This is a genomic window from Flavobacterium sp. Arc2, from assembly GCF_041431385.1.
Taxonomy (GTDB): Bacteria; Bacteroidota; Bacteroidia; order Flavobacteriales; family Flavobacteriaceae; genus Flavobacterium.
Window position 1 is genome coordinate 74,282 of sequence record NZ_JASMRH010000013.1, and the last position, 17,389, is coordinate 91,670.

15 protein-coding genes are annotated in these 17,389 nt (G+C 35.3%); 7 read left to right on the forward strand and 8 right to left on the reverse strand.

Annotated features, from left to right (window positions below; translation table 11 throughout):
* Window positions 1–3: 3 nt before the first annotated feature.
* Window positions 4–978 carry a LysR family transcriptional regulator gene (locus QO182_RS10720; RefSeq protein ID WP_371561575.1) on the forward strand — a complete coding sequence of 325 codons (975 nt, stop codon included), beginning with the start codon at window positions 4–6 and terminating at the stop codon, window positions 976–978.
* On the opposite strand, the gene nadD is transcribed toward QO182_RS10720, so the two are convergent.
* From nadD to QO182_RS10745, 5 genes are all read right to left on the reverse strand, one after another.
* The gene (gene nadD / locus QO182_RS10725; RefSeq protein ID WP_371537631.1) at window positions 979–1,560 is read right to left on the reverse strand and encodes a nicotinate (nicotinamide) nucleotide adenylyltransferase; all 582 of its coding nucleotides are present in this window, start codon (window positions 1,558–1,560) and stop codon (window positions 979–981) included.
* 110 nt (window positions 1,561–1,670) lie between these two features.
* Complete coding sequence (gene gmk, locus QO182_RS10730) at window positions 1,671–2,246, reverse strand: guanylate kinase (RefSeq protein WP_371537810.1); 576 nt, start codon at window positions 2,244–2,246, stop codon at window positions 1,671–1,673.
* Between the two features lie 107 nt (window positions 2,247–2,353).
* Window positions 2,354–3,214, reverse strand: a complete 861-nt coding sequence (locus QO182_RS10735; protein ID WP_371537628.1) for a YicC/YloC family endoribonuclease — start codon at window positions 3,212–3,214, stop codon at window positions 2,354–2,356.
* A gap of 133 nt (window positions 3,215–3,347) precedes the next feature.
* On the reverse strand, window positions 3,348–4,265 hold the full coding sequence (locus QO182_RS10740; protein ID WP_371561577.1) for a DMT family transporter: 918 nt from the start codon (window positions 4,263–4,265) through the stop codon (window positions 3,348–3,350).
* Window positions 4,258–4,614, reverse strand: coding sequence for an arsenate reductase family protein (locus tag QO182_RS10745; RefSeq protein ID WP_371561579.1), 357 nt, complete (start codon window positions 4,612–4,614; stop codon window positions 4,258–4,260). The genes QO182_RS10740 and QO182_RS10745 overlap by 8 nt, the downstream gene beginning before the upstream one ends.
* A 77-nt stretch (window positions 4,615–4,691) precedes the next feature.
* On the opposite strand from QO182_RS10745, the gene QO182_RS10750 reads away from it, so the two are divergent.
* Window positions 4,692–5,147, forward strand: a complete 456-nt coding sequence (locus QO182_RS10750) for a DinB family protein (protein ID WP_371561581.1) — start codon at window positions 4,692–4,694, stop codon at window positions 5,145–5,147.
* 248 nt (window positions 5,148–5,395) lie between these two features.
* Here QO182_RS10750 and QO182_RS10755 read toward each other — a convergent pair whose 3' ends face one another.
* Entirely contained in the window at window positions 5,396–5,839 is a 444-nt protein-coding gene (locus QO182_RS10755) for a hypothetical protein (RefSeq protein ID WP_371537617.1), read from the reverse strand.
* A 94-nt stretch (window positions 5,840–5,933) separates the two neighbouring features.
* Entirely contained in the window at window positions 5,934–6,677 is a 744-nt protein-coding gene (locus QO182_RS10760) for a DUF3298 domain-containing protein (RefSeq protein ID WP_371561583.1), read from the reverse strand.
* Between the two features lie 102 nt (window positions 6,678–6,779).
* On the opposite strand from QO182_RS10760, the gene QO182_RS10765 reads away from it, so the two are divergent.
* Window positions 6,780–7,922 carry a cystathionine gamma-synthase gene (locus QO182_RS10765; protein ID WP_371561585.1) on the forward strand — a complete coding sequence of 381 codons (1,143 nt, stop codon included), beginning with the start codon at window positions 6,780–6,782 and terminating at the stop codon, window positions 7,920–7,922.
* A 99-nt stretch (window positions 7,923–8,021) separates the two neighbouring features.
* Here the strand turns inward: QO182_RS10765 and QO182_RS10770 are convergent, their stop codons facing one another.
* Window positions 8,022–8,825: a glutamate dehydrogenase gene (locus tag QO182_RS10770; RefSeq protein WP_371537611.1), complete on the reverse strand. Its 804-nt coding sequence runs from the start codon at window positions 8,823–8,825 to the stop codon at window positions 8,022–8,024.
* Window positions 8,826–9,102: 277 nt separating this feature from the next.
* Between QO182_RS10770 and gdhA the strand changes: the two genes are divergently transcribed.
* The 4 genes from gdhA to ileS all read left to right on the forward strand — a co-directional run bounded on the left by gdhA (window position 9,103) and on the right by ileS (window position 17,387).
* Entirely contained in the window at window positions 9,103–10,446 is a 1,344-nt protein-coding gene (gene gdhA / locus QO182_RS10775; RefSeq protein ID WP_371561588.1) for an NADP-specific glutamate dehydrogenase, read from the forward strand.
* Window positions 10,447–10,582: 136 nt separating this feature from the next.
* Window positions 10,583–12,871, forward strand: a complete 2,289-nt coding sequence (locus tag QO182_RS10780; RefSeq protein WP_371561590.1) for a T9SS type A sorting domain-containing protein — start codon at window positions 10,583–10,585, stop codon at window positions 12,869–12,871.
* A 63-nt stretch (window positions 12,872–12,934) separates the two neighbouring features.
* Window positions 12,935–13,648, forward strand: coding sequence for a DNA repair protein RecO (gene recO, locus QO182_RS10785; protein WP_371561592.1), 714 nt, complete (start codon window positions 12,935–12,937; stop codon window positions 13,646–13,648).
* A 277-nt stretch (window positions 13,649–13,925) separates the two neighbouring features.
* Complete coding sequence (ileS, locus tag QO182_RS10790; protein ID WP_371561594.1) at window positions 13,926–17,387, forward strand: isoleucine--tRNA ligase; 3,462 nt, start codon at window positions 13,926–13,928, stop codon at window positions 17,385–17,387.
* The last annotated feature ends 2 nt before the right edge of the window (window positions 17,388–17,389 follow it).

Here is a 17,389-nt window from a genome sequence, read left to right on the forward strand (position 1 = left end):
ATTATGTTTGTACAAATTTACGGCGAATATGTTATTAGTAAAAATAATTTAAATTATGTTTGTGATAAATATATTTATATCATGGTTAATTTAGAATGGTACAGAACGTTTAAATCCGTTTATAAAAACGGTAATTTTTCGTTAGCTGCCAAAGAATTATTTATCAGTCAACCGGCGGTCAGTCAGCAAATGTCTATGCTGGAGGCGCACGTAGGCTATAAACTATTCAATAGAAAATCCAAAGGCGTCGAGCCAACAGAATATGCTAAGTTACTGAATAACTTGATAATAGAAGCATTAGATCGGTTGGAAAATGTGGAAAATGGTTTTCGCACCAAAGCTTTTAATGCCAACCGATTAATCACAATAGGGATATCTGAACATTTATTCAGTAGTTTGGGGAGTTCGCTAATTTCAAAATTCGACTTTATTGATTTTAGTTTTCATGAAAATCAAACGCTCTTCGAATTGGTTAATGCCAAGAAGCTGGATTTTGCAATTGTAACTGCCAAATACGACACTTTTGACACCATTCAGAAAAAAGTGGGTGACATCAAACAAATTATAGTGGGTTCAACTGCCATTGATGCCACTGGATTAAAAACTAAAATTAAAGGGAATGATTTTGCTGCGACGGAGAATTGGCTGAATGAACAAATTTGGTATAGCCATGATTCTGGAATTCCGCATGTGAAATTATTCTGGATGTATGTCTTTAATAAAAAAAGGCCCTCCGTAATCCCTAATTTCATTATTCCTTCTGAATACGAGATGTTAGGGGTGCTCTCAAAAAATACCGGGGTTGCGGTTGTGTGGAATTGTAATGCCAAGTCTTTCTTGCAGAACAAAAAACTACAGTTACTATGGGATAGTAAACAAATGGCCAAAACCGAGGTGTTTTTACTGTCAGGTAAAAATGATAATTTTAATACTGCTTTTCAAGAAATTGAAGCAGAATTGAAAAAGATATTAGAGTGATTATTTTTTGTAAAAATTATTGTGATCTATGTATTCCCATACTTTAACTGGTAAAAGAGGCTGAATATTTTTTCCTTCTTTAATGTTTTTTCGAATAAAAGTAGAAGAAATTTCGACTATGGGGGCGTCAATCAAATGCACTTTTGGGTGATTTTTCAACTCTAGATTTTCAGGTTCAGATGAAATTCGTGGGTAGACGTAGATTGCGTGATTTTGTAAAATAACTTCGTAATTTTTCCACTTGTACAAAGATTTTAAATTGTCTTCTCCCATAATCAACGAAAATTCATGGTTTGGGTATTTCTCTTCTAGGTGAACTAGAGTATTTACCGTATAATTAGGCTGAGATAATTTGAATTCAATATCGGAAGGTTTCAATTTAGGAAAATCCTCGGTGGCGAGGTGCACCATTTGCAAACGGTGGTAGTCGTCAAGTAGGGTGCTTTTTTTCTTTAAAGGGTTGTGTGGGGTGACAACTAACCAAACTTGGTCTAAATCGGCATTTTCAGCCATATGATTGGCAATGATCAGGTGCCCAATATGGATTGGGTTAAAGGTTCCGAAATACAATCCTATTTTCATAAATATTTTGTTTCACAGAGATTCACAAAGGTTTCAGGAAGACTCACAAAGTAATTTATAAATTTTTCGTGTTTCTCTCTATTTTTTCTTTGTGAATCGTTGTGTAATAGTTATTCTTTTACAAAATCCTTCACCAACTGATACGCTTCTTCAAGAGCAATATCCAAATCATAGTTTTTGATAATTACATCAAATTGTGGTGCTGTGGCTAACTCAACCGAAGCTTTAGCGATTCGCATATTGATTTTATCTTCACTCTCAGTGGAGCGTTTCTTTAAACGAATTTTTAACTCATCAATACTTGGTGGTTTCACAAAAACAGCCAATGTTTCTTCAGGGAATTTAGATTTGATTCGCAATCCTCCAGCAACATCAATATCAAAAATTACATTTTTTCCTTTGGCCCAGATCCGGTCTACTTCACTTTTTAAGGTTCCGTAGAAATTGTCTCTGTATACTTCTTCCCATTCCAGAAAGTCGTCATTCTTAATGTGTTGTTTGAATTCTTTAGTAGACATGAAGTAGTAATCTTTTCCACTTACTTCCTCGCCTCTGGCATCACGAGAAGCTGCCGAAATTGAGAATTCTAAATTCAGATCTTCTTGGCTTAATAAATGTCTGACGATTGTCGTTTTTCCGGATCCTGAGGGTGCCGAAAACACGATTAATTTTCCTCCTTTGCTCATTGTACTATATTTATGCTTTTCTACAAAGTTTTGAAAAACCATGCAGATATAATTTAATTAAACCTTGTGAAAAGAGACTTGATAAATGGAGTCTCTGCAGGTGAATGTTACAAAACGTTCAAAACTTGTTCCTTGATTTTTTCTAATTCGTCTTTCATCTGAACGACTAATTTCTGCATTTGTGCATGATTGGATTTAGATCCCATAGTATTAATTTCACGACCCATTTCTTGAGTAATAAAACCTAGTTTTCGACCGTTAGCTTCTGTTCCGTTTAAGGTTTCTAAGAAATAATCCAGGTGATTTGTTAAACGTACTTTTTCTTCGGTTATGTCCAGTTTCTCTAAATAGTAGATTAATTCCTGTTCAAAACGATTTTCATCTACATTTACTTTTAACTCATCAATAGCAGTTTGTAGACGGTCTTTTATGGCTTGTACGCGTTCCGGATCTAATGCTAAAGCTTCAGTCATGTACTGACGAATGTTTCCGATGCGCAATTGAAATTCTTTTTCTAATGAAAGCCCTTCGTCTCTTCTAAAAGTTTTAATGTTATTTAAACTTTCTTCGATTACTACCTTAATTTGAGCCCAGTCATTCTCGTCAATTTCATCACGCTCAATTTTTAAAGCATCTGGCATTCTCACGGCCATTTTCATCAATTCTGTTTCGTCAGCATCTGCATAAACGGCTTTCAATTGATTGATGTACGCTTTTACGATGGGCACATTCACTTTGGTAGTCGTTTGTTCAGCGGTACTTTCGATAAAAATAGAAAAATCTACTTTTCCTCTTTCAAGTGCGGAAGCAATTTGAGTACGTAGACCCAATTCCATTTCACGGTAAAGAGAAGGTATCCTCACGTTTAGATCTAAACCTTTACTATTTAAAGATTTTACTTCTACTGTTATTTTTTTGGTTGGTAACTGAATAGTTGCTTTACCAAAACCTGTCATTGATTGTATCATATATTTTTCTAAAAGAGTTCAAAGGTAGTAAAAAAGTGGTCAGTGGTTAGTTTTTTAGTTTTCAGTCTCGGTCTCGGTCTCCGTTTTTACGTTGCAATTCTCACATTTGAGGTTCGATTCCAATTTTTGGATTTTACTTTTCAAGTTCGATCTGCTCCTCCTTCAAAGGGAGTTTGGGGGAGGATGTTACCATATAAACACCCGTGAATATCAATAGTGCAGCCAGTATTTTCACTAGATTTAGTTCGTCCTTACCTAATCCTATGGCGAAAACAGTGGCGAAGAAAGGTTGTAAATAAATAAAAACAGCAACGGTTGTTGGTTTTAATTCTTTCATAGTGAGAAGATTTAACAAATAGGTAACAAAAGTCGAAATGGCCACCACAAAACCTATTTTCCAATAGATAATCGCCGGGACAGTTACCCAGTTGACGACTTCAAATTGGCTCCAGCCAAAAGGTAAGACCATCAAAAAACCAAACAGATAAATCCATTTTACAAAGGTGAACGCATTGTATTTATCCATTAATTTCTTGACGATTATTAAATAAAAACCATACGATATAGCATTTACCAAAACTAGGATGTTACCGAGACTTGCATTTGTGGCACTACCAATGGATCTGCCGTATAATATGAGAGATCCCGTTCCTATCAATCCTAAAATAATTCCCATCACCATGCGTTTTCGCATGCGTTCTTTCATGATAACTGCCGAAAGAACTAGCACAATCATTGGGGTTGTTACCATAATTACGGATGCCGAGATGGGAGAAGTAAGGCTTAATCCCTTAAAAAAAGTAAGCATGTTAAAAGCTACGCCAAAGAATGCAGCGGCAATAATACGCGGAAAATCGTTGAAGGCTATTTTTTCCTTTGGCATAAAAAGCCAAGAAAACCAAAACAAAAGCATAGCCCCACTTACTCGTAATAAAATAAAACCATAAGCATCGATGTACTTTGGCATTACGTCCTTTGCTATAGTGAAAGTGACCCCATAGATAACTGAAACAATGGTAGCGCCAAACAGTGCAACATTCCTTTTAGACATTAGCTAACGCTTTCATCACCTGAAGCATGTTTTGTTGGGTTCCACCTACGTAAACGGCGTTGTTAATGACAAAAACGGGTCGGCTCAAAAAAGTATAATGTTCTAAGATGTATTTTTTATAGTCGTCCTCTGTCAAGGATTTGTCCTTTAAATTCATAGACTTATACAACTGTGCTTTTTTGCTAAACAACGCTTCATAACTTCCTGAAAGTTGGTACATTTCGTCTAGTTCGTCTACTGTCAATGGATCTTGTTTGATGTCGCGAAACACAAGGTCATTTCCTTTTGGTAACGATTTTATAATTTTTCTACAAGTATCGCAGGAAGCGATGTAATATATTTTGTTCATAATAAGATGCATTTTCTTTGTGCAAAGAAAATTAATTTGAGACGGAAAATGATTATTTTTATCAAAAAATTAGAAAAATGCAACAAACACTAGACGTTACTAGAACAAGTAGAAACATACTATCTCAAATGCTGGCGGGATATACATTAGAACAACTGAATAAAATTCCCGAAGGATACAACAATAACTTGATTTGGAATATTGCCCATGTTATTGTCGTTCAACAAATGTTAGTTTACAAATTATCGGGATTGCCCATGATGATTTCAGACGAAATGGTCGAAAAATATAAAAAAGGAACCAAGCCAGAACATATTGCAACTCAAGCCGAGGTCGATGAAATCCAAGCCTTACTTCTAGAAAGCATCAATCAAACGGAAACCGATTTGGAAAATAAAATCTTTATTAATTATCAGGAATACCCAACATCTGCAGGGATTGTGCTAAAAAGTGCTTTAGATGCGTTGGCTTTCAACGACTTTCACGAAGGGTTGCATATTGGGATTGCAATGAGTATTCGTAAGTTTATTTAGAAGCTAATCTCGCTTTTCGTTACAACCTCTCACTCTCCACCCTTTTTTTCTAAGCGATAAAAGGAGCTTCCTCTGGTCGCTCTTTTCTACCAGAAAAAAATAGGGTGGAGTACAAGAGGATTTCCACTTCAATCGGGGCTAGGTATTTTGTGGGAGTTTCATGTTTTGGATATTTGGAAAATAAACGTAATAAAAATATTGGTTCTATTTACTACTAAAATTACAAATGGAAGTTCGCGGTACGTATCTTAGTCAGTATATTTTATTTCTTTATACTTTTTAAAATAGATATAAGTTCCAGATGCTAAGACAATTATACTTGCGACCCAAATGTAGTAACCTTGCCTAATTGATAAAATTTTTCCAGAAGTCCCGCTTTCTGCTGCAAGTATAGAATCCCAAGAATAGAATGAAATCGCAAGAAACCCTGCTATAAAAGCGAATTTTACAGCTATAGCTTTATCCATAATTAAACAAAATATTGTGATAAGACATAAAGGATTTGCCAGCCAAATTACCCATTCTAGGAGACCACCACCTAAAATAGCAATACTGCCCATCAAAAAGCACGATAATGACGTCATAATTTGTACACCTTGATATTTGTATGAAAACGCATCGGAAGTCAACGATGTAACAAATATTGAGAGACTCAATACAATAAGCAATATCTTGAACAAACTTTTTCTCATAGATTTTTGTTTTAATTTCTAAGCGCTCGCAACCTTTCAAGTTTATGTTTTTTCATTCCTCCAATAATTTTAAAACCTAGTGTTAAGACTTAACCTACTTCAAATTTAGATAGTCATTGACTTCGTTATAAGACAGCAATAATTCCTTTGTTCCATCAGCATAAGAGGCGACTTCATAGGGATTGTAAAACAACAGTAATCCTTTATCGGTATAAAATATGTTTTGAGGCAAATGAAAAGTATCGTCTTCAAATAGTAACCCCGTTTGGTTTATCGACCCTTTTTCGGGGATTTTGTATTTGTTTCTGAATTTTTTTTCGGCGAAAGCCTTAAAGGATTTTCTATCCTTAAATAATTGATGTTGCAAGATTGTTTTTCCTGTATTAGAGTCAAACAGCAAAGAACGAAGTCCTTGATAACCGTGAGCACCGCCAGTGTAGGTGTAGTGTTTGATTTCTATGTTAATGATATTTTCAGACACGTATTTAACTTCACCATTAATCTTTGCTTCCCAGCCAAAAGAATCTTTTGGAAAATCCTTCTGCAGTTTCTCGTACGAATCGATGAACGAACTGACCAGTCCTTTGTAATCAGTCGATGTATAGGGCTTTTCTCCAAAGTAGACGATCTCTTTTAAAACAGAGAATACTTTTTTATTGATGCTGTCAGCGACTATTGGGACGTCTTTTGCAATAGGAACTTGTATAATTATATGAGGACAATCACTCTTGCAAGCCAAAGTAGTTTTTTTTTCAAAAGTTTGATTTTCGAAAACCAGTTCTTTTTCGCAACGGGCAAAAAGAAAGAATACGGACGCGAAAAGAATATAGTTTTTCATTTCAAAAATTGTTAATTAAATACAAAGGTAGCAACTTGTACCTTCCTAAGAATAAATTAATGGGTAAGTTTGTAAAACCATTAAAATTGAAAATAGAAGGATATGAAATTCAACACTAAAACAATACACGGCGGGCAACATCATGATCCAAGTACAGGGGCAGTGATGCCGCCAATATACCAAACGACCACGTTTGCACAAATAAGTCCGGGGCAGCCTATTGGGGATTATGAGTACAGTAGAACTGCAAATCCTACAAGGTCAGCTCTGGAAAATGCTTTGGCGAGTATTGAAAATGGTGCACGAGGATTGGCTTTTTCATCAGGATTAGCGGCAACAGACTGTTTGATGCGTGGATTGAAAGCAGGTGATGAAGTGATTGCTATGGATGATTTGTACGGCGGAACTTATAGATTGTTTACAAAAATATATAAAGATTCAGGTATAATATTCCATTTTGTAGATATGAATGACACAGAAAAATTTAAGTCATTGATTAATGAAAACACCAAATTAGTTTGGGTAGAAACACCAACGAATCCTATGATGAAATTGGTAGATATTGAAAAGATTGCTAAAATCACAAAAGCGAATAAAGTGCTTTTTGCCGTCGATAATACTTTTGCAACGCCTTACTTGCAGAATCCATTGGATTTAGGAGCAGATATTGTGATGCATTCAGCGACAAAATACCTTGCGGGACATTCTGATGTTATGGCAGGTGCTTTGATTATGAAAGATGAAGAATTAGGTAAACAAATGCATTTTCAACAATTTGCTACTGGAGCAACATTAGGGCCGATGGATAGCTTTTTAGTGCTGAGAGGAATAAAGACGTTGCATTTAAGAATGCAAAGACATTGCGAAAACGGAGAAAAAGTAGCGGAATTTTTGGACAGTCATCCCAAAGTTAAAATGGTATATTATCCAGGATTGCTAAGTAATCCATTTCATGAAATTGCTAAAAAGCAAATGCGTGGTTTTGGAGGCATGGTTTCTTTCAATTTCGTATCTGGTAAAAAAGAAGATGCAATTGATTTTCTTGAAAAAATAAAACTGTTCACCTTGGCAGAGTCTTTGGGTGGAGTAGAGTCATTAGCAAATTACTCTGTAATGATGGCGCACGCATCGATTCCAGAAGATAAAAGAAAGGAAATTGGGATTACTGATGATTTAGTTCGATTAAGTGTAGGTATAGAAGATGTAGAGGATTTAATCGAGGATTTAAAACAAGCACTAGCGTAATTAGTGTAGCTTCGTTCTTCTTAGTTCGGGGGGAGTGCAAAGAATAAAAGCCCAATTCTAAATTTTAGAATTGGGCTTTTATTTATAAGTGTTTTATGGCTATTGTAAGTAGTAGATGTAACCAACGTTCAACCAAACTAGCCAGTCGTTAGCTTTATTCTCTTTGTAAATATCAGGGTTTGGATTTAGACCATCGACCCAATTGCTGAAAAAATATTGAAATCTCAAATCAATCATTAAATCGCGCAAAGGAGATAATTTATAACGTGTTCCTACACTCGATACTACAGACCAAACCGTGCCGCCTTCGGTTGAAAATCCATAAGGGTGATTGTCTGTTGGGGTTAAGTATTTTGGAAATGTTGTAAGCGGTGTCCCCAAAGGACCTAAGGTCGAGTAGGCTTTGGCGTTATAATAACTAAACTGTCCGCCTAAACTAATAAATGGTCCTAAACTTCCATTTGTAGCAGTAAATCTTCTAATACTCAAAGGGAAATACTCTAGTTGTATTCCTATATTAGTGATGGCTGTACTTCCTTTCATTGCTCGTAATTGGTCTGCTCCAAGTCTTGTGCGCTCAGGAGCTACCCATTCTCCCAGATGTTCTAAGTCGGTTTTGTTATAGGATAATTCAGTTCTTAGTTTGAAGTGGTCGTTAAAATAAGTGTCAGGAGTATAACAGTTGCAATCTGCTTCATAAGAAAAATTGAGATAATGAATAATCCCAATTCCTAAACCAGTATTCCCAGCATTTGTACTAAAATCATACCTTTCTCCATAGTCTGATTGAAAAGCAACAGGACCAGCAATAACACCTATCTCATGTGAAAAGCCAAATTGAGCGTTTGAATTAAATGAAAAGCCAAAAAGGACAAATAAAAGAATAGTGAGGTGTTTGAGCATTTTTTTGTTAAAATTTCAAGTCCTGACAAATATATAAAAAACATCATTCATCCTTTAAAAATAAATTTAAAAATAAATAATTAAAAGGTAAATTGCTTAAGAAAAGCACAACGTTTTGCAGAAAATCACAACTTCAAATCGTGATTTTTTAAAGAATGCTTAGTAAAAATATAATTCGCCAATATATAGTAAAATATTATTAAGAAATATTCTAAGAACACCTATCTTTGTAGTCACTAACGAAAACGTTTTCTTAAACGTTAATAATCTAAGAATCATGTCACAAAGTATTACTACTTTTATTGAAGAGGTTACTAAAAAAAACCCGAACGAGCCAGAATTTTTGCAGGCAGTTTTAGAAGTTGCTGAAACAGTAATTCCTTTCATTGAAGAAAATAAAAAATACCAAAACAAAATGCTTTTGGAAAGAATGGTTGAGTCTGATCGAATCATTATGTTTCGTGTAGCTTGGATTGATGATAAAGGAGCTACTCAAGTAAACAGAGGATACCGTATACAAATGAATTCGGCTATCGGACCATATAAAGGAGGACTTCGTTTTCACCCTTCGGTAAATTTAAGCATCTTAAAGTTTTTGGCTTTCGAACAAACTTTTAAAAACAGCTTAACTACATTGCCAATGGGTGGTGGAAAAGGTGGTGCTGATTTTGATCCAAAAGGAAAATCAGATATTGAAGTAATGCGTTTTTGCCAAAGTTTCATGACTGAATTGTCTAAACATATTGGAGCAAATACGGATGTACCTGCTGGTGATATCGGTGTTGGAGGAAGAGAAGTTGGATTTATGTTTGGTCAATATAAAAGACTAAGAAATGAATTTACAGGAGTTTTAACTGGTAAAGGAATTTCTTTCGGTGGTTCATTAATCAGACCAGAAGCTACAGGATACGGAGCAGTTTATTTTGCACAAAGTATGTTGGAAACTAAAGGAAATAGTTTTTCAGGTAAAACAGTTGTTGTTTCAGGTTCAGGAAACGTTGCGCAATATGCTACTGAAAAAGCAACTCAATTAGGTGGGAAAGTAGTTACTATGTCAGATTCGGCAGGTTATATCTACGATGCTGATGGTATCGATAGTGAGAAACTAGCACACGTAATGGAGATTAAAAATGAATTGAGAGGAAGAATAAGTGACTACGTTGCTAAATATCCAAACGCTAAATATTTCGCAGGGAAACGTCCATGGGAAGTAAAATGTGATATTGCACTACCATGTGCAACTCAAAATGAATTAAACGAAGACGAAGCTAAAGCTCTAGTAGCAAATGGATGTATTTGTGTGGCTGAAGGTGCTAACATGCCTACAACACCAGATGCTGTTTTAGTATTTCAAAATGCTAAATTATTGTTTGCTCCAGGAAAAGCATCTAATGCAGGTGGAGTTGCGACTTCAGGTTTAGAGATGTCTCAAAACTCTTTAAGATTAAGCTGGTCTTCTGAAGAAGTAGATGAAAAATTAAAAGGAATTATGCTTGCTATTCATGCTTCATGTGTACAATACGGTAAGGATGCATCAGGATATGTTGACTATGTAAAAGGAGCTAACATCGCTGGATTTGTAAAAGTAGCTGACGCTATGCTTGCTCAAGGAGTGGTATAAATTTTTTTTTTAAATAATTTAAATGCCTTCTGCCGTCCCGATACTTCGGGATTGAGTAGAAGGCATTTTTTTTGGTTAGAACAAAAACCGAATACTTTCGTTTGTACTATATTTGTGAATTATAAGTGCACCTATAATGAAAAAAATATTTTATAGCTTTCTGATTTTGCTACTCACACAAATGGGTTTTTCTCAAAACAATTTGTTATGGCAGGGCTATTTTTCATACAATGAGATTAAGGATATTTCAGCCTCGTCTACCACAATTTTTGCCGCCTCAGAAAACGCTTTGTTTTCTCAAAACACAATTGATAGCCAAATCAAAACAACCAATACGGTTGATGGACTTTCCGGGCAAACAATAAGTTCTTTATATTATAGTTCTGTTTTTAATAAAACGGTGGTTGGTTATGAAAACGGACTGATAATCGTAATTAATGAATCTGATGGCAGTATGTTGAAAGTAGTTGATATTATCAACAAACAGCTTCCTGCAAACATGAAAAAAGTGAATCATTTCACTGAATTGGAGGGTATTGTCTATGTCTCTTGTGATTTTGGTATTGTCCAATTTAATTTAAAGAATATGCTTTTTGGGGATACTTATTTCATTGGAGATGTTGGTGCAGAAATAAGTGTTAGACAAACGGCTATCCATAACGGGTTTATTTATGCTGCGACAGAGAACGGCATTCGTCGTGCATCGATTTCAAGTAAAAACTTAAATGACTACAAGCAATGGGAAGTGATTGCGGTAGGGAGTTGGTTAAGCGTGGTGTCTTTTGGAACGGAATTGATCGCAGTTAATAGTTTAGGAAATATACATAAATATAATGCAGGTATAAATTCGTTTATTGGGTTGACGACACTACCAGAGCCTGCAGTGGATACTAGGGCTAATAGTTCCTATTTAATAGTGACTACTACCGCCGCTGTTTACATATATAATACGCAATTGACTTTAATACGTCAGATAAATAACAATCAAATTCCCGATTATAGTCCTGTTTTCAGTTGTGCTACCAGTATTAATGATGTGATTTACATTGGAACAAAAGAAAATGGCTTGCTAACCACAACAATCTCTGCGGTTTCTGCTTTTGAAAACACAACGCCTATGGGGCCGTCTAGAAATAATATTTTTGCCTTTCAAGCTACCTCAAGTTCTTTGTGGGCAGTTTATGGAGACTACGATTCTGCTTATAATCCTTATGGATTAGATAGTTATGGGATTAGTAAATTTAGTCAGGCTGGATGGTTAAATATTCCTTATAAATCGGTTTTAGGTGCAAAATCAATATGTAGAATAACGGTCAATCCTAATAAAGAGGAGGAAGTGTATGCTAGTTCATTCTTTTCAGGATTGCTAAAAATAGAAGAAGAGAAGCCAACGTTTTTATATAATGAAACCAATAGTGGCCTGGAATCAATAACATTTGCAGGTCCGAGTTATATTGATGTGCGAATAAATGGGGCTGCATTTGATAAAAATGGAGCTCTTTGGGTTACAAATAGCCGAGTAAAAAACGGATTAAAAGTGTTAAAAACCAGTGGGGAGTGGCAGAGTTATTCGACAGAAAATATATTAGATGCTAGTGAGGATAATAGTTTTGGTAGAATGGTCATTGATAAAAACGGTACTAAATGGATGGCAACAAATAGAGATGGTGTCGTTGGTTTTAACGAAAGTAATAACACATTCAAAAAAATCACAATAGGCACTGATTCAGGAAATCTACCAGCTTCAGATGCTAGAGCTTTGGCTATAGATAACAGAAACCAACTGTGGATAGGGACAATAAAAGGGCTGCGCGTATTGTCTAACGTTGGGAATTTCCAAACAGGAGATCAACTAACGACGAATTCAATAATTATATTAGATGATAATCTTGCACAAGAATTACTTTATGAGCAATTTATCACGGATATTGCAGTGGATGGAGCGAACAATAAATGGATAGGTACCGCTGATTCTGGTTTGTTTATGGTTTCAGCGAATGGTCAGGAGACGAAGTATCATTTTACGATAAGCAATTCTCCTTTGCCTAGTAATGTTATTAATGACATCGATATCAATAGTACAACTGGTGAAGTTTTTATAGCCACGGCTAAGGGAATGATTTCGTTTAAAGGTATTGCAACAACAGCAAGTGAAGATTTAACGAATGCTTATGTTTACCCCAATCCAGTGCGACCTAACTATGACGGAACGGTAAAAATTGCTGGATTGATTAATAAAGCAAATGTAAAAATCACGGATATTGCTGGTAATTTAGTATATGAAGCGATTTCTGAAGGAGGTACTTTAGAATGGGATACAACTGCTTTTGGGAAATACAAGGTGTCTTCTGGGGTGTATATGATTTTCATATCAGCGCAAGACGGAGTGGAAACCAAAGTGAAGAAAGTAATGATTATCAGATGATTTTTTGCGGTTATGAGTTCGGGGTTTTTAAAGGCTTAAACTTTAAATTTAAAACAAAAAGTAATGCAGGTTAAAACAAAAGCTATAGTGCTTTCATCACTAAAATTCCAAGAAAAAAGCTTGATTGTGAAATGTTTTACACTATCGCATGGGTTAAAGTCTTATTTGGTTCGTGATGCTTTTTCTGGGCGAAAATCCAACCAAAAAATTGCTTATTTTCAACCGTTGTCTATTCTCGAAATAGAAGCAGTGCATAAGAACAAAGGTACGCTAGAGAGCTTTAAAGAAATAAAACTAAGCACACCTTTTCAAACGATCCACTCCGATATTTATAAGAGTACCATTGTGATGTTTATTTCTGAAGTTTTACATCATTCGATCCATGAAGAAGAAAAAAACGAGTCGCTTTTTGAATTTCTAGAAGCTGCGTTGCTTTGGCTTGATAACCAAGATGAAACAGCCAATTTTCATTTAATTTTAATGCTGGAAACTACTAAATATTTAGGTTTTTATCCGGATACCTCCGATATGGACATGCCTTTTTTTGAAATGACTAACGGTATTTTTACTCCCTTTCATGCTATTAGTTCCTTGACTGAGCATGAGTCAAATTTGTTTAAAAAACTTATCGCTTTGCGATTTGACAATGACCAAAAAATCTTTCATGTTATTGAAAGACAAATTGTGCTTAAAATCCTGATCGATTACTACAGTTTTCATCTTGACGGCTTTAAAAAGCCGAAATCCCTTGATGTTTTAAAGGAGGTTTTTTCTTAAAGCTGAAAATTTCAGATTAAATTCTGTTTTGTATTTAAAAGAACAGGTGGGTGCCATCAAATCTGTTAGTCTTAAAATTATCAATGTTATTTGGTAAAGCCGTTAATGAATTTTTCGAGTTAGATGATGATGAAAAACAGTAGCTAAAACAGTAGATTTATAAGAATTTATAGGGATTAAATCGGCTTAATAAACAAAATCTGCGTCAATTCATGAAATCCGTGTTTAATTATTGAAAATTCCTTACTTTCGCACTTCGATTAAAGAAAAGGATAAAATGAGCACAAAATTTACTGAATACAAAGGACTTGACTTACCAACTGTAGCATCAGAAGTACTAGATTTTTGGAAAAAAGAAAACATCTTTGAGAAAAGTGTGACTACACGTGAAGGGAATACTCCTTTCGTATTTTTTGAAGGTCCGCCTTCGGCAAATGGATTACCGGGAATTCACCATGTAATGGCACGAGCTATCAAAGATATTTTTTGCAGATATAAAACACAAAAAGGGTTTCAAGTTAAGCGTAAAGCAGGTTGGGATACTCACGGATTGCCTGTGGAATTAGGTACCGAGAAAGAATTAGGTATTACAAAAGAAGATATAGGAAAGTCTATTTCCATCGAAGAATATAACGAGGCTTGTAAAAAAACCGTAATGCGTTATACGGATGTTTGGAATGATTTGACCGAAAAAATGGGCTATTGGGTAGATATGGAAGATCCGTATGTGACTTATAAGCCTAAGTATATGGAGACCGTTTGGTGGTTGCTCAAACAAATCTATAATAAAGATTTGATGTACAAGGGCTACACTATTCAGCCATATTCTCCAAAAGCAGGGACAGGATTGAGTTCTCATGAGGTGAATCAACCAGGAAGTTACCGTGATGTAACGGATACTACTGTTGTGGCTCAATTCAAAGTTTTAGAATCATCAAGAGAACTATTGTGTTCTAAGTTTTATGATTATATCAGTTCAAAAAATCTACAGCATTATAAATTATCAGTTTTAGATCTTGATGAGGTTTATTTCTTGGCTTGGACAACAACGCCTTGGACTTTACCATCTAATACAGCTTTGACTGTTGGTCCAAAAATTGAATATGTTTTAGTAAAAACGTTCAATCAATATACATTTTCTTTAACCAATGTCGTTTTAGCTAAAAACTTAGTTGGAAAACAATTTGGGAAAGGATTTTATGAAAGTCAAGATCTTGCTGACTTTGAAAATTTCAAAGAAGGAGATAAAAAAATTCCATACCAGATCCTTGCAGAATGCAAAGGAGCTGATTTAGTTGGGATTCGTTACGAGCAATTGTTGCCATTCGCATTGCCTTATCAAAACGCAGAAAATGCTTTTAGAGTAATTTCAGGAGATTTTGTTACCATTGAGGACGGAACAGGAATTGTACATACGGCACCTACTTTTGGAGCAGATGATGCAAAAGTGGCGAAAGAAGCAACACCAGAAATTCCGCCATTATTGGTTTTGGATGAAAGTGGTACTCCAGTTCCTTTAGTAGACTTACAAGGGAAATTCACCTCACACATGGGTGAGTATGCTGGTAAATATGTAAAAAATGAATATTACGACGATGGCGAAGCGCCAGATCGTTCTATTGATGTAGAACTTGCGATTCGTTTAAAAGAAGAAAACAAAGCATTTAAAGTAGAGAAATATGTCCACAGTTACCCGCATTGCTGGAGAACAGACAAACCTATTCTATATTATCCGCTTGACTCTTGGTTTATAAAAATCACTGAGGTAAGAGACAGAATGTTTGACTTAAACGAAACGATTAACTGGAAGCCAAAATCGACAGGAGAAGGACGTTTTGGAAACTGGATAAAAAATGCCAATGACTGGAACTTATCTCGTTCCAGGTTTTGGGGAATTCCACTGCCAATCTGGAGAACAGAAGACAAACAAGAAGAAGTTTTAATAGGTTCAGTAGGAGAATTGTATAACGAAATAGAAAAGTCAATTCAAGCCGGATTCCAAAAAGAAAACCCTTTCAAAGGATTCGAAATTGGGAATATGGATGAAGAAAACTATGATTTAATTGATTTACATAAAAATGTAGTCGATGAAATTACTTTGGTTTCTGCTTCTGGGAAACCAATGAAGCGTGAAGCTGATTTGATTGACGTTTGGTTTGACAGTGGATCTATGCCTTATGCACAATGGCATTATCCTTTTGAAAATAAAGATAAAATTGACGAGAATAAAGATTTCCCAGCTGATTTTATTGCTGAAGGCGTGGATCAAACCCGTGGATGGTTTTATACTTTACATGCAATTGCGACTTTGGTTTTTGATAAAGTAGCTTATAAAAATGTAGTTTCAAATGGATTAGTCCTAGACAAAAATGGACAAAAAATGTCCAAACGTTTAGGAAATGCAGCAGATCCTTTTGAAACATTAGCTGAATACGGTCCGGATGCTACAAGATGGTATATGATATCGAATGCAAATCCTTGGGATAATTTAAAATTTGACCTTGAAGGAATCGCTGAGGTTCGTAGAAAGTTCTTTGGAACCTTATACAATACCTATTCGTTCTTTAGTTTGTACGCAAACATAGACGGGTTTAAATATGAGGAAGCTGAAATTCCATTAAATGAAAGACCTGAAATTGACCAATGGATTATTTCAGAATTGAATACCTTGATAAAGGATGTAGATGGTTTCTATGCCGATTATGAGCCTACAAAAGCAGCTCGCGCTATTTCTGATTTCGTACAAGAAAATTTAAGTAACTGGTACGTTCGTTTATGCAGAAGACGTTTTTGGAAAGGGGAGTATGCCCAAGATAAAATTGCAGCTTATCAAACGTTGTATACTTGTTTATTGACGATAAGTAAATTAGGAGCGCCTATTGCACCTTTCTTCATGGATAAGCTTTACAGAGATTTAACCTTAGCAACACAGTCAGAAAAATTTGACAGCGTACATTTGGCAGAGTTTCCAAAACACGTTGAAAACTTTGTTAATAAAATGTTAGAGAGTAAAATGCAGAAAGCGCAGACTATCTCGTCATTAGTTTTATCACTCCGTAAAAAGGAAATGATTAAGGTACGTCAGCCCTTGCAAAAGGTAATGATTCCAGTACTTGACGAGAGGCAAAGACTTGAAATTGAAGCTGTTTCCGACCTCATAAAGGCAGAGGTAAATGTTAAAGAAATCTTATTTTTAGATGATGCCTCTGGGGTTTTAGTGAAGCAGATTAAGCCAAATTTCAAGACGTTAGGGCCACGTTTTGGTAAAGATATGGGCTTGATTTCCAAGGAGATACAGAGTTTTTCTGCCGAAAAAATCAATCAATTGGAAAGCGACGGAACGTTAGAAGTGGTTATTGCAGGAAAAAGCATAACTTTAACAATAGAAGATGTAGAGATTTCGTCCCAAGATATTGAAGGATGGTTGGTAGCTAATTCTAACGGAATAACGGTTGCGCTTGACATTGTTATTTCTCCAGAATTGAAAAAGGAAGGAATTGCAAGAGAGTTAGTCAACAGAATTCAAAATATCAGAAAGGATTCGGGATTTGAAGTGACGGATAAAATAAAAGTACATTTGCAAAAAAATGAAACTCTTGAAGAGGCGGTAATGCCAAATGTTGATTATATTAAGTCAGAAACATTAACAGAAGAATTAGTTTTTGAAGATAACATAAGTGATGGAGTTGAAATTGAATTTGACGAGATAAAAACAAAAATAACAATTACTAATAATTAGAT

What these genes read in the sequence shown, in the direction of transcription:
- QO182_RS10755 (WP_371537617.1), bottom strand. Translation starts at nt 5,839, where the DNA reads ATGAGAAAAAGTTTGTTCAAGATATTGCTTATTGTATTGAGTCTCTCA.
- recO (WP_371561592.1), top strand. Translation starts at nt 12,935, where the DNA reads ATGCAGGTTAAAACAAAAGCTATAGTGCTTTCATCACTAAAATTCCAA.
- QO182_RS10735 (WP_371537628.1), bottom strand. Translation starts at nt 3,214, where the DNA reads ATGATACAATCAATGACAGGTTTTGGTAAAGCAACTATTCAGTTACCA.
- QO182_RS10770 (WP_371537611.1), bottom strand. Translation starts at nt 8,825, where the DNA reads ATGCTCAAACACCTCACTATTCTTTTATTTGTCCTTTTTGGCTTTTCA.
- nadD (WP_371537631.1), bottom strand. Translation starts at nt 1,560, where the DNA reads ATGAAAATAGGATTGTATTTCGGAACCTTTAACCCAATCCATATTGGG.
- QO182_RS10745 (WP_371561579.1), bottom strand. Translation starts at nt 4,614, where the DNA reads ATGAACAAAATATATTACATCGCTTCCTGCGATACTTGTAGAAAAATT.
- QO182_RS10720 (WP_371561575.1), top strand. Translation starts at nt 4, where the DNA reads ATGTTTGTACAAATTTACGGCGAATATGTTATTAGTAAAAATAATTTA.
- QO182_RS10765 (WP_371561585.1), top strand. Translation starts at nt 6,780, where the DNA reads ATGAAATTCAACACTAAAACAATACACGGCGGGCAACATCATGATCCA.
- gdhA (WP_371561588.1), top strand. Translation starts at nt 9,103, where the DNA reads ATGTCACAAAGTATTACTACTTTTATTGAAGAGGTTACTAAAAAAAAC.
- QO182_RS10740 (WP_371561577.1), bottom strand. Translation starts at nt 4,265, where the DNA reads ATGTCTAAAAGGAATGTTGCACTGTTTGGCGCTACCATTGTTTCAGTT.
- gmk (WP_371537810.1), bottom strand. Translation starts at nt 2,246, where the DNA reads ATGAGCAAAGGAGGAAAATTAATCGTGTTTTCGGCACCCTCAGGATCC.
- QO182_RS10780 (WP_371561590.1), top strand. Translation starts at nt 10,583, where the DNA reads ATGAAAAAAATATTTTATAGCTTTCTGATTTTGCTACTCACACAAATG.
- QO182_RS10760 (WP_371561583.1), bottom strand. Translation starts at nt 6,677, where the DNA reads ATGAAAAACTATATTCTTTTCGCGTCCGTATTCTTTCTTTTTGCCCGT.
- QO182_RS10750 (WP_371561581.1), top strand. Translation starts at nt 4,692, where the DNA reads ATGCAACAAACACTAGACGTTACTAGAACAAGTAGAAACATACTATCT.
- ileS (WP_371561594.1), top strand. Translation starts at nt 13,926, where the DNA reads ATGAGCACAAAATTTACTGAATACAAAGGACTTGACTTACCAACTGTA.